Raw genomic sequence first — 14,255 nt, forward strand, 5'->3', positions numbered from 1 at the left:
CCGAGGACCTCATTCGGACCGCCCAAGCGAACTCTCGCATCTTCGATCTGCCCGTGGTCTATGCGCCCCATGGAGTCGAATTCCAAAGGGCTTTCAGCGGAAGGCCGGCCAGGCTTTTACCCGACCTGCCCGCCGAAGCTCTGATCGAACATTTCCGTGACACCAATCTCGAACTCTGCGGTTCCCCGGTCTAGGCCCTCTGCTCGCCGAAGCTAAAGGTCAAAGACCTTGGTCCCAGTTGGTCGAGTTTGGCAAATCGGCTCGGATTTGGACGGCTGCGCGCCCTCAAGGTCTGGCCGTGTCTCCGCCCGCAGGGGAACCGCGTCCGGGAATGCGCATTCGGAAAAGTTGACCGCGGTCAACTTTTTACAGAAGACGGGCACCTCTTGCGCCTCTTAGGAAGGTCAGCGGCTCCTGCGCTCCAGGAACCCGGCTTTACGGTATTATAACACCTCAATCTTCCGCGACTCGAACGCCAAAGTTGACCGCGGTCAACAATCTGGAGTTCGCGCGAGGTGCTCTCGGCGTGCCTTCACCAAGCGACCATGCACTCGCCGGTGGCAATGTGGGAGGCAGCGATCGCTTGAGGGCTTGATTGATCTCGCGCGTTAGCGAAGCGGTCGAGAGTCATCTTGCGCTGATGGAGATTCAAGATGAAGCAAGTGCGGGCTGAAACCGCCCTAACCGCGCTCGACGCCATTGACCGTTACGACAAGGGCCGACCCCAGCACGGCTCAATTTCGGAGATTGTTTCGCCCACGGACCCAGCCATTTAGGGGACCCTTTGATGTTCAAAGCCATGGACTTCTCGCAGACTGACATCGAAGCTGCCTGAAGCGGTCTACGCAGGAGTGCTCACGGCAAGTGTAGACAGGACGAGAGCTACAAATCCTGGACGACGACCGGCCAGCGATTTGAAATGGCAGGTGCCTTACACAGAGCGAGATGTCTCACCAAAATCGATGGCGGCACGCGACTGGTCGGAAGGCGCAATCGGCTACGGTCGACCTTCAGGGTGGCGACGCCCGCCGGCTTGATTTTCACGCCCCTAGGCCGCGAGAGCCACTGAGCTTGTGTTCTGACGTCCAATGTTGTCGATAAGAGTGGCTAGCAAGACAAAGGGAAGGCGGCTACCGCTATGACGGAATCTATCTGCCTGATAGATTCCGTTTCAACCGCACCTGTTAAGGTTATCAAGGCCTTGCTCTTCGGCTACAAAACGCCAGATCCGTTGCCCTGGGCCGCTATTGCTGGCCCGCTTGCGACTGCCGAGGACGCGCTTGCCCGCCTCGACGAGCGCCTCGCAAAGAGCCCAATTCGGGATGGGTGGATCAGCCGAAACCACTTCACCGATGCCTGCGCCAGTCTATGGCTGGAGGGCGAACTCGTCCACCTCGAAGATCTGGTTCTCCATGACGCCGGCATGGATATCCGCGCACCGACCCATGAGCTGACTCGGGCACGCGCCGTGCTGCGCGCCCGCCGTCGCATCCACCGGGAAAAGCCCGACTGGGCGTTGTCGGCGGCCGGCCTTGCCGCCTTGCGCGGCCTGGACGGGACGGGCAACCTGGACGAGGTCGGCGGCAAGCGGGAAGAGAGTGGAGCAGGGGATTGGGATTCGAAAGAGGCGGGCGATGTGTCGGAGGTAGCACTTGCACTAACCGGAAATAACGACCGGCTGTCTGAGGCGCTCGCTGCCATCGATGCCGCGATGGCCAAGACCGATCGCGCCCTTGCCAGCGATAGCCCGAGTCAATTCCGTCACGCAACCGATCGCGATCCGCTGGTCTACGACATCGATTGGGACGAGGACGACCGCCTCGCCGCCTGGCGCGCCAGCCTCGATGAGACCCGCAGCCTGCCGCCGACGCTCGCAGCGGCCATCGCGGCCGACGCATGGCGCAGCATCGAACCGCTACAGCACAGGCCATGGCTGGGCCAATTGCTGGCGGCCGCGCTGTTGCGTCAACGTGGCAAAACACGCTCGCATCTCGCCTGCCTGCACGACGGGCTGAAAACTATCCCGCGCGAGCGTCGCCGGTCGCGCGACACCGCGACGAGGCTTGTCGCGGAGCTAGATGCGATCACGGCTGCCGCCGAGGCTGGGTTGAAGGCGCACGATCGCTGGCTCAACCAGCGCACGCTACTGCTTCGGAAACTAACCGGCCGCCGGTCGACTTCCAAACTGCCGGCGCTCGTCGACTACGTGTTGACCCGTCCGGTTGTCTCTGCCGGCATGATCGCTGAGGAATTGGGAATCACGTCACGCGCAGCATTGAGCCTGGTGACCGAGCTCGGCCTGCGCGAGGCCACCGGGCGAGGGCGGTACCGGGCGTGGGGAATCCTCTAGAGACCTCGGGCAGAGCGACATGCCCTTTGCTGGGTCGGCCGAGACAGATCGCACCGCGCTCAAGCGGTTGGCCGACATTCGCACGTTCAGAACCTTGCACATCGTTGCCCCTGTCTTTCGGCAGGCGAAGGCCTCGCCACTGGCGAGGCCTTCTTGCGCGGGCTTTCAGTCGCGGCTCGGGCGAGACCAGATGAGCGAGTGGCCTTCCTCGCCTTCGATCTCGACCAGCGTCGCATAGATCGGCGCCGCGAAGCTCGGGTCGTCGAGCTTGACCGAGAGATAGTCACGGTTCTGCTCCTGGGACTTCTTCTTCCACGCGGCGCCGAACTCGATGGTGCCGGCGAAGATGCGGTAGTCCGGGGCTTTCTCCGAGGTGCGGTCGGCCGCGACGATCTTGGCCTTCACGGTACCGAGGGCGAGAGTCTTGACGGTGCCCACGAAGCCGTTGCCGTTCACGGTGAAGTTGCCGATGGTAGCCATATTCGTATCCTCTTCGGTTCTCGGGCCGCGACCACCGCGACCTCGATGGCTGTCGTTGACCGGAGGCGATTGGACCGCACCCGAAGGGCCGCAACGAAGTGGAGGGCGGCCAGGGCGAGGCTTTCTTGTCTCGCGAGGAATGGGCGCGCAGCGGCCAGGGGAAGAAAGTCGCGAACGGACGTTGCGGTCATGGAATCGAGTTGGAGCGCAGCGACGACGGCCTTCGGTTAGACATGCCAAATCGAGGACACACTGAGCGCGTCAGGCCGACCGAGGGGATATGACTGGTGACAGGCGCGCACCGCACGAGAGCGGCAGAGCCACTTGACCAAAGAGACTCGCCCGCGCCCCTGAGGCTTCTTTCGAGGTACGGCCACCGCGAGTGCGATGCCGGACGAACGCAATTCGTGATGCACCGCCCTCACGCCGCTGCGAGAAGACGCCCATTGAGGAACAGACAACATCTCGGGATCCCAGCGGCCCCACGCGGCGAATCCCAGCCGCGCTGGACGAGGTGATGAGGGAAGTGCCTCCGCCTCCGGAAGACGCAAGCGCACGACTGTGCACGCAAGAAGGACCTCGCCGCGAGGCGAGGGCCTTGGTGAGCTCATGAAGAAGGGCAAGACGCGACGCGGTCGCGCTCATGCCGCCTGGTCGATTTCGGCCGGCTTCGGCTGAAGATCGTGCAAATAGGTAACGGCGCGCTGCGCGTGCGCCGCCGCCGAAAAGATGAAGCGCTTGTCGTTGGCCAGCACTTCCAGCCACGACGCAAGGTAACTCGCGTGGTCAGCACGCGGCTCGAGCTCGGGCACGATGCCAAGGTCCGCGCTAAGGAAGCAGGCGCCGAGCTCGGCGACAAGCTCCTCGCGGGCGCGCTCGCTGCTGTCCTTCGCGTAGCGGCTGAGATCGCGATTGACGCGGTGCGCCGGCGCCGTCCAGTGGACGCACTCATGCGCGAGCGTGGCCGCATAGCTCTCGGCGTCGCGGAAGGTCTCGAACGACGGCATCTGGATGAGGTCGAGCGATGGCGCGAAGAACGCCTTGTCGCCGCCTTGCCGGATGGTCGCGCCGGTGTTGGCGAAGAACGCGTCGACGTGCGCAATGCGCTGTGCCGGCGGCGTGCTCGGAGCAGGGCGCGCGTAGTAGTGGTCAGGCAGGCCGTCGATCTGATCGACGCAGAACACGGTGTAGGCCCGCAGGAACGGTACGGTCCGGTCGACGTCGTCGCCGCTGTCGTCCGTCTCGGTCTTGGTGATCCTGTTTGTGTAGACCACCATGGTTCCGCTCTCGCCCTTGCGGACGTGGCCGCCGAGCTCGAGAGATTGCTTGAATGTCATCCACATCGGCGACGTGAAGCCGCGCGACACGGCTTCCGACCACAGCAGCACGACGTTGATGCCCTGATAAGGCATCCCGTTGTGGCGCAGCGGCCGTGTGATGCGCCCAGCCGTATTGGCCGCGTTCCACGGCCTAACCCACGGCCGTACGCCGCGCTCCAGATCCGCGACGATGCGATCGGTGATGCGCGCGTAGATGTCGGCGCGCGGCTTTCCTTCGTTCCTGTTCATTTCAATGACCTCCGTTCGGAGGCCGCGCCTGCCGCGGCCCCTCACGGGGTCCGCCGCGGCGGCACCAGGCGCTCGCGCACCCGACCGGGCCGCAGCGCAGCGGAGGACGGCGCAGCCGTTGCGCGGGCGCCGTATCCGCCGCAAGGACCACCGACCGGGAGGGGCCACGCTGGCGCGACGCTACGTTTTTCTTGTTGCCTTTGCCGGCGACACGAAAAAATGGCCGGTCTCGCGACCAGCCTTCACAGCGGCAACATGTGGAAGGCGGGGCCGAAGCCCCGCCTTGAGGACTATTCGAAGGCCGCTATCTGGGCCGCGGCGGCCTTCTTGGTGACAGTTTCGCCGGCGTGCTCGACCTGCCGCTCGAAGGGCTTCCAGGCTTCGCCGATGACCTGCTCGTAGGCGGCGACGGCACCCTCGGCCGCCATGCGGAGCGCGTGCGCCTGGAGCCCCATGTCGGCCGCGAATTCGCGCTTGCGCTGCGCTTGGCTGTCGAAGCCGACGGGGCCGTCGAGGTCTTCGTCGCGTGCGTCGTTGGCGAGCTTGGCGGTGGCTTCGCGCGCCTCGGTCACGGCGCGGGAGTAGAACTGGCCGGCGCCGTGCGCCGAACCAACGTAGGCGCCGACGATGCGCTGAAGGTGGATTTCCATCGCACGCTCGCTGAGCCCGTCCTTGAGCGCACCCGCGGTCTCGACCACGAGTCGCTCGTGCAGGTCACGGATGCCGTCGCTGTCGAGGACCGCAAGTCCGAAGCTCTCGGAGATGCGCAACGTCTGCGCGGAGTCGGGGCAGGCGAGGCGAACCATTTCGAGCGTCGCGCCGCGGCGGAGCGGAATGACGCGGGCGGTGGCGCGATGGGAGCGGGCGGTCTTGGTCATGATGAGATCCTTTCTCGGTTTCACCTTGGGAAGCGGTCAGGCCCTTGGCCGTTGCTCCCTCGGATGCGGTCGACCAGAACCGGCACTAGCGGGCCGCTTCAGGGGGCGGCGGCTGCCAGGGCGAGCATGGGCGGGCCAAAGGCCGAGCGGGCCTTCAGGCCTGCGAAGGACGCGACCCCCATCGCGAGACGGCGGCCGCCCGATCGCTTCGCGACTTGCCCTTGAGGCGGACCGCGGACGGTTCAGACCGCAGCACAACCGAGGGAGTGACGGCCCAGGGTCAGCCTGCAGTCAAAATCGGGAGGTCGCGCCAAACCCGCCGGCCGTTTCACCTCGGCAACGAGCCTTCGGGTGCTCCGCTTGCGCTTGGACGCCGTTCGTTCTCACGCCCACGCAATGCAATCGCAATTGCGCCTCCGAAACTCGGCGATCGCCGTCTCCTGCCGATCGAGCTTTTGCGTGAGCGCGTCGATATCGTCGCGACCGGCCAGGGCAAGCTCGACGACGTGCTGCTGAAACAGCCGCTCATCCGCGTTCGTCCAGCTCGATGCGCTTCGGCCGCGCGGCCGGTGTTTCGGCGATCGGTGTTCGTCATCCGCTCGGCGCCTAGCGATTGGCACTCGATGACGCCGAGATCGCGCTCTGTCTCGGCTTGCACGGTCTCCATGCCCACCGCCGTGAAAGCCAGCAAGGGGCCGCAATGCCGATGGCGTCCCGAAGAAGCAAACGCGCCGGCCGGGCATGCGGCACGTCATTTCTCCATTTGGATTTCCCGCCTCTCTCTCTTGCGCTTTTCCTTTATCCGTCCGCTCGGAATTTATCCGCCTGCTCGGGCCTCACGCGACACACGACCGACTTCCCCTCGGACATCATAGTCATCATTGATTGGCCGCAAGCAATCCCTCGACCGTACCGGCGAGCAGACCTCTTAGATCTTCGTTCCAGTCAACGGCTTGGGGTCGTGATCGTGTACATTCAACGCCAGTTTCGCCGGCAATTCTGCGAATACGCTCAGCGTAGACGTCACCTTGCCGATTGTTATCGGTCGCTGCCACAAGCCGAACATTCTCGCGCGCAGCCAAGCTGCGGATGGCTTGCTCCGTGGCCGGCGACCAGCCACCACCAGTACTGACATACAGCGTGTGAGAGCGCTGGACCTCGATGGCGGCCAGGCTCATGGCATCGATTGCAGCCTCGGTGATGCAAATCCGCTCGGCGGCCGTCGACCCGAAACGAAAAAGTTCTTTGGTCCCGGCGGTAGCGAAAGCGCGCCAGTGCGGACCACGCTCTTCCCAACCAATGATGTGGCCGGCAAGATCGTCATGTGCCGCCCACATGCTACCTTGCGGGCCCTCCCTCAGCCGGCCTTGAGCAACCGCAGCAGCGATAATGGTGTCGGGAATGCCACGCTGCTCGGCGAGATAGTTCCAAGTCGCCGAGCCAGGCCTTGGCGCTCGCCGGCGAGCCCATCGGCTGACGATGGATGCCGTCGCTGACGGTTTGGGTGATTGCTTCCAGACCGGCGCGGTCACAACGAAACCGACAAGCGCAGCGACGCGATCGCAGGCTACAGCAAATCCGCTCGCGCCAAGATGCTCTGCGAGATCGAAGACATCCCCTTTGGCAGACGACAACGGATCGAACCAGCCGCGCCCTTCGTGGATGACAATGATGATGTCGGCACCGCACCGGTATTTGAGCGCCCGCCGGGTACTTTCCTTCAAGTCGATTTTCCACCCCTCGTTCTCGAGCACGGCGGCGCAAGCCACCTTGCTGCGCAACTCTTCAATGTCCTTCTTTTCCATTGTTCTCGCTCCGAGCGCGCTCAACATTCACCCGGTCCCTTTCTTCAGTTGACTTCTCGTCCGCGTAGCGCGGAATAGGAGCTGCCGGCCGCGAAGCCTTGCCGGAGGCAAGGGCGCACTGGCAGCCATTCAGCACATGGGATTCCGATTGCGGCGGAGCCTCCCTTGCCGCCGGCATGGCGCCAGCGGCACACCGGTTATCCGGCGTCAATGAGGCGGGGACTACGGTCGTGGGGCTGGGGCCTCCCCCGCTCATTGCGGCCGCGGTGGAAGAACAAGGTGCCGCGACCCAGGAAATCTCGCGCAATATCCAGCAGGCTTCGCGGGGTACATCCGAAGTGAGTACGAATATCGTCGAGGTCGAGAGCGGCGCCAACCAAACGGGTGCCGCATCAGGCAGCGTTCTTTCTGCAGCCCAGTCGCTATCGCAGGAGAGCCGCAAGCTTCAGGAGGAGGTTGGACAATTCTTGAGGACAATACGGGTTGCATGACAACAAGGTCGCCGGGCGGCCGTTGCCTAGATGCTGCGACCCCAAGCCGCTCCCGCAAACCCCGCCCCACCGGCTCTTAGAATTGTTTTAGGGGAATGCGACGTTGCAGGAGGCCGTGCCCGACGCCAATCGCCGACTGACCTGACGGTCAGTCGCCGGCGGTTCAAACTGCTCTTCGTCGAACGGGCAGCTGAGCGCCGAGACGGCCAGCTGAGCTGCGAGTTAGATAGCGACATACCTCCGCGTACCTCTTTACGTGTCAGGGATGGACGCCCGCGAGGGGGGAAAACCGCTTGCGGGCTTCGGCGAAAGCGCCAGCCCGGCCCGCAAGGGCGCCGCCCAAATTTCCTAAGTTGATTTGGCCACTCACCCTCTTTCGGCAACCCGTTGTCCGCTCTCAAGCGCTAAAGGGCCGTAAAATGGTGGATATAGGGATATTGAACTGCGCGAAGTGGCCTAAGGGTTTGACCTGGGACACTCAGAGCAACCCTTGCCGGAGGGCGAGCGCGACGGCATGTGGAAGGGTCAGGGCAGAAAGATTCCGTCTGGCATTGTCCAGGTGGAACTTCACGCCGCGAGGACTAACGCCAAGCAGATCGGCGATATCCTGCATGGTCTTGCCGTCAGATGCCCAGGCGAGACACTGACGCTCACGCTGGCTGAGAGCGATGTCCCTCCGGCCGTGGGAGTTAGCCAGATCGATCCTGGCGCTGACATGAGCATGATAGGTGAGACTCATCATATGAAGAGCATCTCGCGAGGTCTCGATGAAGCTATCGAGCTCGAGACTGCGGTCGTCAACCGCCAACGTAAATGCGGCAAGCTGATTCTTCCCGCTGGGAATTCTGATCGTTAAACCTGTCCGAATTCCGACACTCATCGCATCGTCGAACATTCGACGCTGTTTTGGAGAGTTCGCACTTGACGCGTCACGCCCATCCCAAAACGCAATGCGGTTATTCACCCGCGGTCTTTGAAGAACGGGATCGATCCTGTCGTATCCCTCTTTGAAATAATGATCAGTCCAACGTTTTGGATACGAGGAGATCAGGCTCGTGCCGTTTGCATTGCGCTCTATATAGGCGAACCAGCGAAAGCCTAAAGCATGCGTAGTCCGCTCCGCCACGCGTCGGAAATCGTCCTCCGTGATAGCAGTGTGAAGGCAATCAAAGAACTCATTGCACGCTCTCTCAACGTTTTTCATCGCGCCTCTGTTTAAGTCTTTTGTGCGATCGCGACGGGCTGTTCCCGTATTACGTGTAGAGATGTATTGCGCGGTTGCGGCAGCTTTTGGGCGAAACACTTCCAAGCGCGCCCCTGTCAGAACTGACAGATCAACATCGTGATCGCCGCTGCTTTGTTGGCTTCCAAGTTAATGATTCGTAGCTTTGGAAACCAAAATGAAAGTCCTCGCGTTTTCGCGCTCTGCTCTTTTGAAGCATTCTGATCTGGCGTTCGGAATGCACCGCCTCCGTCGACGCGTCTTCAGGGAGCGCCTGGATTGGGACGTATCGGTATCGGACGGACTCGAGATTGATCAATACGATGCTCTCGCACCCACATATCTGTTGGTCATCAATCAACGGAGCGTGGTTGGCTGCGTTCGGCTCCTGCCTACCACCGGACCCAACATGTTGGCCAACACGTTTCCGATGTTGTTGGACGGCAGGGGCGCACCGAACAGCGCCACGATCTGGGAGAGCTCAAGATTCTGCGTCGACACGCAGTCGATAGGAAATCAAACTACGAACGGCCTGAAGAGCGCAACATTTCTTCTCTTCGCTGCCATGATCGAATGGAGTCTCCAGCACGACCTAAAAGCAATCGCAACTGTCACGGACTTGCGGATGGAACGAATCCTGCGACGAGCAGGGTGGCACTTGAACCGTCTCGGCTCTCCCCAGGAAATCGGCAACACCAAGGCGGTCGCCGGCCTGTTGCCCGTTGCCGAAGCCGCATTCCGGGCGGTTCAAGAAGCGGGGAAGATCCAGGAACGCACGATCATCGCGCCATCGAGCATCGCGCTCGCAGCATAGCCGTCGCGGCCCCTTTCGTCCGATATCCCTTAGAGGTTCCAGAATGGATCCGACAGCTTTCGCGGCAATGATCGAACGGTGCACGCCAACGGCAGGCTACATTCAGCCGTTGACTGCGATCGTAAAGAAGGCAAGCGCCTTTGAACCGCTGCTCATCACCATTGCTCAACCCAAACCGCTCCCAATTCAGGCGTCCGACCGCGGCGAGGCCATTGAACTTGCTACAGAGGCCATGTCGAGCGGCCGAGCCACCCGAACCGGCCTTGCTCAACTCGACGTCAAGGATATGCGGGAAGCGGGCCTCACGGTCACCACGACGTTTGATGCCTGCAAGCACATCGCCGGCTTGAGCAGATTGTTCGAGGCGCGATTGCGAGCAGCCGAAGCAACGAACTCCAATCACGACCAGGCGGTCGCCAGCGTCATAGCCAGCTTCAGCGCCGAGGCTACCACAACGAAGCTTCCCACCAAACCGGCTGCATCCGCCACGATTACTCCCCTTCCGGGCGCTGACATAGGGACTATGGGCACATCGGCAGAGCCCAGCGCCGCGCCACGTTGGGACGTCTATCGCGCGGGGATCGGCGAGTCAGCGCTCGTCTACAAACGCTGAATGCGTCGCTTCACCGCAACCGGCGTCGGGCACCTCAACCTTTCCAACAAACACTGCAATTGGAGCTCATATCATGGTTTCTCGTCTTAAGAATTCTAGCGCCCTGCTGGCTATGGCCACCGTTCTCAGTATGGCCCTCGTTGAGCCCGCAATGGCGCAGACAGCAAATATTGAAGGCGTGCTGCAAAACATCGTCAACATGCTCACCGGCAACGTTGCCCGCCTGCTGGCCACGCTCGCGGTAATCATCGTCGGCATAGCCTGGATGTTCGGTTATCTGGATCTGCGTAAGGCCGCCTACGTGGTGCTCGGCGTCGCCATTACGTTCGGCGCCTCCGAAGTGGTCTCGACCTTGACTGGTGGTCACTGATGATCGAGGCCGCACATCTGACGGAAGACACGTTGTTCCTGGCGTGCACCCGTCCCGCTATGATCGCCGGCGTCACTGTGGAAGCGATGGCATTCAACGTCATGTTTTCCTGCATCCTCTTTCTCGCGGCGGGAAGTATAGTCTACGCCCTAATCGCGCTCCCGATCCATGGGCTCTGCCGGGTCATCTGCCAGCGTGATCCCAACATGTTCAGAATTCTGCTTGCCTGGCTGGAGACACGCGGCCGCGCCCGGAACTCTACACTCTGGGGCGGATCATCCTGCACGCCGCTTAGGCTCATCCGCCGGCATCAGGCGAGGGATCTTGGCTATGCGTAAGTCAGCCGTGAAGGCTCGGGAAATCGAGCCCAGCACTTACTTGCCCTATGGTCGCCATGTCACGAATACCGTCATCAGCCTCACGACCCGGGCCCTACTTACGGTGATCCGTATCGAGGGCATTTCGTTCGAGACGGCCGGGACAGCCGATCTCAACGACTTGCATGCCAAGTTGAACCTGACATTACGCAACATTGCCGATCCCCGGCTGGCGTTATGGACCCATCTGGTGCGCCGGCACACGGATATCTACCCGGGGGGTGCCTTCCGCTCGCCCTTTGCCGCCGATCTCAACGCCGAATACCGAGAGCGGCTTCGGACGGAAGCCCTGTTCCGCAATGATCTCTACTTGACGCTGGTGTTTCATCCGGGGCGCGGGACAACTGATGTCGCGACCGAGTTCTTCAAGCGTCTCGGCCGAGCCGCCCGAGATGCTACCGAAGTCGATCATGATGCCCTGAAGCGACTGAACGATGCGACGCGCGATGTCGCCGCGGCCCTCGAGCGCTATGGCAGTCGTGTGGCTGGACTGATCGAGCGCGATGGCATCGTTTTCTCCGAGCCTATGGAGCTGCTCCACGGCATCGCATCCAGCGATTGGATGCCGATGCCTTTGCCACAGGGACCAATCGGACCTGCGCTTTACTCAAACCGCATCATCTTCGGCCGCGAATCCCTCGAGATCCGAGGCGCCGGCGGGTCGCGCTTCGCGGGCATGTTAGGGCTCAAAGAATATCCTGCGTCCACCCGGCCGGGCTTGCTCAATTCGCTGCTTTCTGCGCCTTTTGAACTGATCCTCACGCAGTCCTTTGCGTTCCTGTCGAAGGCAGACGCCAAGACGGTCCTGACACGGAAACAGAACCAGCTGGTGTCCGCGCAGGATCCAGCGGCTTCGCAAATCGACGAACTTTCGGACGCGCTCGACGATCTCGAGTCCAATCGATTTGTGTTTGGCGACCACCATCTGTCGTTTCTGATCTATGCCGACACACCTGCGCAGCTGCAGAACCAGATGAGCGTGGCCCGCCGCTCCCTGGCGGATGCAGGCGCCGTTGTCGCCCGAGAGGATCTGGGACTCGAGGGGGCTTATTGGGCTCAGCTTCCCGGCCTGTTCAAGTACCGGGCGCGCTCTGGCGCTATCAGCTCGCGCAATTTCGCGGCGTTTTCACCGTTCCACACCTATCCCACGGGCAAGGCGACCGGCAACCATTGGGGGCCCGCTGTTGCTATGCTCAAAACCGCATCGGGATCGCCCTTCTATTTCTCGTTTCACCACGGCGATCTCGGCAACACGTTCATCTGCGGACCGTCGGGATCGGGCAAAACTGTCGTTCAGAACTTCCTGCTCTCACAGGCCGAACGGCTCGGCGCAAGTTACGTCTTTTTCGATAAGGATCGCGGCGCTGAGGTCTTTGTCCGGGCTGCCGGCGGGACGTATCTGACGCTTCGAAACGGAACTCCAACCGGCTGCGCTCCTCTCAAGGCCATGGAGCTGACGCCGGCAAATCTGTCATTTCTTGGCCAACTCGTTCGGCAACTCGTCACGCCAGGCAACCGTCCCCTCTCCGTGACGGAAGGAGAGCGGATCGACTCCGGCTTGCGCGCTCTGGGGCAGCTGCGGCGGACTGAACGTTCGTTCGGAGCCCTGCGCACGTTTCTGGGCCAACAGGATCGCGAGGGCATTGGCGCTCGACTGGAGCAATGGTGCCGGGGCGCACCGTTCGGCTGGGCGCTCGACAGCGAGCACGACGAGATCCAACTGCACGCGCGGTCCATTGGCTTTGACATGACCAGTCTCCTGGACCATCCGACGGTCCGCACGCCGCTCATGATGTACCTGTTTCACCGTGTCGAGCAACTGATCGACGGCCGGCGGCTGATCATCGACATCGACGAATTCTGGAAGGCGCTCGGTGACGACGCCTTCCGGGATCTTGCCAACAACAAGCTCAAGACCATCCGCAAGCAGAATGCGTTGATGGTCTTCGGTACGCAATCGCCTCGCGACGCGCTCGCGTCCCCGATCGCGCACACCATCGTCGAGCAATGTCCGACCCAGATATTTCTGCCTAACGCGCGGGGCACGCGCTCTGATTATGTGGACGGCTTCCATCTGACCGACGCGGAGTTTCGCCTGATCAAGGAGGAGCTCACCCCGGAGAGTCATCGGTTTCTGGTCAAGCAGGGGCACAACTCGGTCGTGGCTGAGCTTGATCTCCGTGGCTTCGACGACGCGCTGGCTGTGCTGTCGGGACGCACGGAGACCGTCGAATTGCTCGACCGCATTCGCGCTGAAGCCGGCGATGACCCGACGCGCTGGCTGCCCCTTTTTCATGCACAACGAAAGTCCGCCAAATGATCCGTCAACGCAATCGATCCGTTGCCGTCCTGCTGTGCCTCCTGGTGACAGCGACGGGTTCGCCTGCTGCGGCCGACATTGTGTTCGACCCCAGTGTCTTTGCACGGCAACTCGACCAATTGATGGAGATGAAGAAGCAGGTCGATACCCTGACCTCGCAGCTCGCGGTCGCCCAGGACCAGCTCAAGCAGGCCAAGCAGCTTTACGACAGCTTCAACAAGCTCACGAACGCCAACGACATCGGAGCGCTCCTCAACACGCCCCAGTTCCGCAAGGTGCTGCCGCAACAGTTTTCCGACATCGAACGCCTGACCTCGGGGCAGGGGAGCGGTAACTTCGCCGAGGCGATCGATCATTATCTTTCACAGAACCGCTACTATTCCGACAACAGCGGCAACTCGTATTACCAGAGCGAACTCGACCGTATCGCCCGCCAGACCGGGGCGAAGCACTCGCTCGGCCAAGCCGTCTACGACACGGCGTCCCAGCGCATCGATGCGCTGGAAGAGCTCAGAACACGCATCAGCTCAGCAACCGACGTCAAAGAGGTCCTCGATCTGTCGGCGCGCCTGCAGGCGGAACAGGCTCTTCTGCAAAACGACGTCCTGCGGATGCAGGGGCTCGCCATGATCCAGCAGGCGCGCACGGATATGGATCGCCAGCGCGAGCGGGAAAAAGACCAGCAGCTCACTGATGAAATACAGGCGGCGCTTCGATGAAACGAACAACTTACATCTTGTTGCTCACGGCAGCGGGGCTCCTGACAGGCTGTAACGAGGCTCCCAAGATCGAAACAAAGACGGTGGGCTGGTATCTCGATCACAAAAACGAGCTTGAGGCCACGCTCAACGCCTGTGGCGAGAATCCCGGAGACTTCGGCAGCACCCCGAACTGCGTCAACGCGAATGAAGCGCGAAATAAACGCACCGTTCAAGAGATGGAAGACGCGCTAAAATAGGGATCTTCA

The 14,255-nt window shown here is 61.8% G+C and carries 13 protein-coding genes and 1 pseudogene; 9 read left to right on the forward strand and 5 right to left on the reverse strand.

Annotated elements, in window-relative coordinates:
- Positions 1 to 1,138 precede the first annotated feature (1,138 nt).
- Positions 1,139 to 2,350 carry an RHE_PE00001 family protein gene (locus QRQ56_RS34200; RefSeq protein WP_438745837.1) on the forward strand — a complete coding sequence of 404 codons (1,212 nt, stop codon included), beginning with the start codon at positions 1,139 to 1,141 and terminating at the stop codon, positions 2,348 to 2,350.
- Positions 2,351 to 2,515: 165 nt separating this feature from the next.
- On the opposite strand, the gene QRQ56_RS34205 is transcribed toward QRQ56_RS34200, so the two are convergent.
- The 4 genes from QRQ56_RS34205 to QRQ56_RS34220 all read right to left on the reverse strand — a co-directional run bounded on the left by QRQ56_RS34205 (position 2,516) and on the right by QRQ56_RS34220 (position 7,081).
- Positions 2,516 to 2,830 (reverse strand): DUF736 domain-containing protein, encoded by a 315-nt coding sequence (locus tag QRQ56_RS34205; protein ID WP_280711914.1) that lies wholly within the window; start codon positions 2,828 to 2,830, stop codon positions 2,516 to 2,518.
- A gap of 641 nt (positions 2,831 to 3,471) precedes the next feature.
- Positions 3,472 to 4,398 (reverse strand): ArdC family protein, encoded by a 927-nt coding sequence (locus QRQ56_RS34210; protein WP_438745839.1) that lies wholly within the window; start codon positions 4,396 to 4,398, stop codon positions 3,472 to 3,474.
- Positions 4,399 to 4,688: 290 nt separating this feature from the next.
- A complete protein-coding gene (locus QRQ56_RS34215) occupies positions 4,689 to 5,276 on the reverse strand; it encodes a hypothetical protein (protein WP_438745841.1) in 588 nt (195 codons plus the stop codon).
- Between the two features lie 878 nt (positions 5,277 to 6,154).
- Entirely contained in the window at positions 6,155 to 7,081 is a 927-nt protein-coding gene (locus tag QRQ56_RS34220) for a DUF3991 and toprim domain-containing protein (protein ID WP_438745842.1), read from the reverse strand.
- 251 nt (positions 7,082 to 7,332) lie between these two features.
- Between QRQ56_RS34220 and QRQ56_RS34225 the strand changes: the two are divergent.
- Positions 7,333 to 7,572, forward strand: a pseudogene (locus QRQ56_RS34225) (methyl-accepting chemotaxis protein); the annotation flags it as partial.
- Positions 7,573 to 8,050: 478 nt separating this feature from the next.
- On the opposite strand, the gene QRQ56_RS34230 reads toward QRQ56_RS34225, so the two are convergent.
- Complete coding sequence (locus QRQ56_RS34230; RefSeq protein WP_438745923.1) at positions 8,051 to 8,875, reverse strand: autoinducer binding domain-containing protein; 825 nt, start codon at positions 8,873 to 8,875, stop codon at positions 8,051 to 8,053.
- 97 nt (positions 8,876 to 8,972) lie between these two features.
- On the opposite strand from QRQ56_RS34230, the gene QRQ56_RS34235 reads away from it, so the two are divergent.
- The 7 genes from QRQ56_RS34235 to QRQ56_RS34265 all read left to right on the forward strand — a co-directional run bounded on the left by QRQ56_RS34235 (position 8,973) and on the right by QRQ56_RS34265 (position 14,246).
- Positions 8,973 to 9,608, forward strand: coding sequence for an acyl-homoserine-lactone synthase (locus tag QRQ56_RS34235; RefSeq protein WP_438745844.1), 636 nt, complete (start codon positions 8,973 to 8,975; stop codon positions 9,606 to 9,608).
- 43 nt (positions 9,609 to 9,651) lie between these two features.
- A complete protein-coding gene (locus tag QRQ56_RS34240; protein ID WP_438745845.1) occupies positions 9,652 to 10,221 on the forward strand; it encodes a type IV secretion protein in 570 nt (189 codons plus the stop codon).
- 73 nt (positions 10,222 to 10,294) lie between these two features.
- Entirely contained in the window at positions 10,295 to 10,591 is a 297-nt protein-coding gene (locus QRQ56_RS34245) for a TrbC/VirB2 family protein (protein ID WP_438745846.1), read from the forward strand.
- A complete protein-coding gene (locus QRQ56_RS34250; RefSeq protein ID WP_438745847.1) occupies positions 10,591 to 10,929 on the forward strand; it encodes a type IV secretion system protein VirB3 in 339 nt (112 codons plus the stop codon). Before QRQ56_RS34245 ends, QRQ56_RS34250 begins: the two co-directional genes overlap by 1 nt.
- A complete protein-coding gene (locus QRQ56_RS34255) occupies positions 10,922 to 13,288 on the forward strand; it encodes a VirB4 family type IV secretion/conjugal transfer ATPase (RefSeq protein WP_438745848.1) in 2,367 nt (788 codons plus the stop codon). The genes QRQ56_RS34250 and QRQ56_RS34255 overlap by 8 nt, the downstream gene beginning before the upstream one ends.
- Positions 13,285 to 14,007, forward strand: coding sequence for a P-type DNA transfer protein VirB5 (virB5, locus tag QRQ56_RS34260; RefSeq protein WP_438745850.1), 723 nt, complete (start codon positions 13,285 to 13,287; stop codon positions 14,005 to 14,007). The genes QRQ56_RS34255 and virB5 overlap by 4 nt, the downstream gene beginning before the upstream one ends.
- Positions 14,004 to 14,246: an EexN family lipoprotein gene (locus QRQ56_RS34265; protein ID WP_438745852.1), complete on the forward strand. Its 243-nt coding sequence runs from the start codon at positions 14,004 to 14,006 to the stop codon at positions 14,244 to 14,246. The genes virB5 and QRQ56_RS34265 overlap by 4 nt, the downstream gene beginning before the upstream one ends.
- Positions 14,247 to 14,255: the final 9 nt, after the last annotated feature.

This window comes from Bradyrhizobium sp. U531 (genome assembly GCF_051710265.1).
In the GTDB taxonomy this organism is placed as follows: domain Bacteria; phylum Pseudomonadota; class Alphaproteobacteria; order Rhizobiales; family Xanthobacteraceae; genus Bradyrhizobium.

What these genes read in the sequence shown, in the direction of transcription:
- QRQ56_RS34200 (WP_438745837.1), top strand. Translation starts at nt 1,139, where the DNA reads ATGACGGAATCTATCTGCCTGATAGATTCCGTTTCAACCGCACCTGTT.
- QRQ56_RS34205 (WP_280711914.1), bottom strand. Translation starts at nt 2,830, where the DNA reads ATGGCTACCATCGGCAACTTCACCGTGAACGGCAACGGCTTCGTGGGC.
- QRQ56_RS34210 (WP_438745839.1), bottom strand. Translation starts at nt 4,398, where the DNA reads ATGAACAGGAACGAAGGAAAGCCGCGCGCCGACATCTACGCGCGCATC.
- QRQ56_RS34215 (WP_438745841.1), bottom strand. Translation starts at nt 5,276, where the DNA reads ATGACCAAGACCGCCCGCTCCCATCGCGCCACCGCCCGCGTCATTCCG.
- QRQ56_RS34220 (WP_438745842.1), bottom strand. Translation starts at nt 7,081, where the DNA reads ATGGAAAAGAAGGACATTGAAGAGTTGCGCAGCAAGGTGGCTTGCGCC.
- QRQ56_RS34235 (WP_438745844.1), top strand. Translation starts at nt 8,973, where the DNA reads ATGAAAGTCCTCGCGTTTTCGCGCTCTGCTCTTTTGAAGCATTCTGAT.
- QRQ56_RS34240 (WP_438745845.1), top strand. Translation starts at nt 9,652, where the DNA reads ATGGATCCGACAGCTTTCGCGGCAATGATCGAACGGTGCACGCCAACG.
- QRQ56_RS34245 (WP_438745846.1), top strand. Translation starts at nt 10,295, where the DNA reads ATGGTTTCTCGTCTTAAGAATTCTAGCGCCCTGCTGGCTATGGCCACC.
- QRQ56_RS34250 (WP_438745847.1), top strand. Translation starts at nt 10,591, where the DNA reads ATGATCGAGGCCGCACATCTGACGGAAGACACGTTGTTCCTGGCGTGC.
- QRQ56_RS34255 (WP_438745848.1), top strand. Translation starts at nt 10,922, where the DNA reads ATGCGTAAGTCAGCCGTGAAGGCTCGGGAAATCGAGCCCAGCACTTAC.
- virB5 (WP_438745850.1), top strand. Translation starts at nt 13,285, where the DNA reads ATGATCCGTCAACGCAATCGATCCGTTGCCGTCCTGCTGTGCCTCCTG.
- QRQ56_RS34265 (WP_438745852.1), top strand. Translation starts at nt 14,004, where the DNA reads ATGAAACGAACAACTTACATCTTGTTGCTCACGGCAGCGGGGCTCCTG.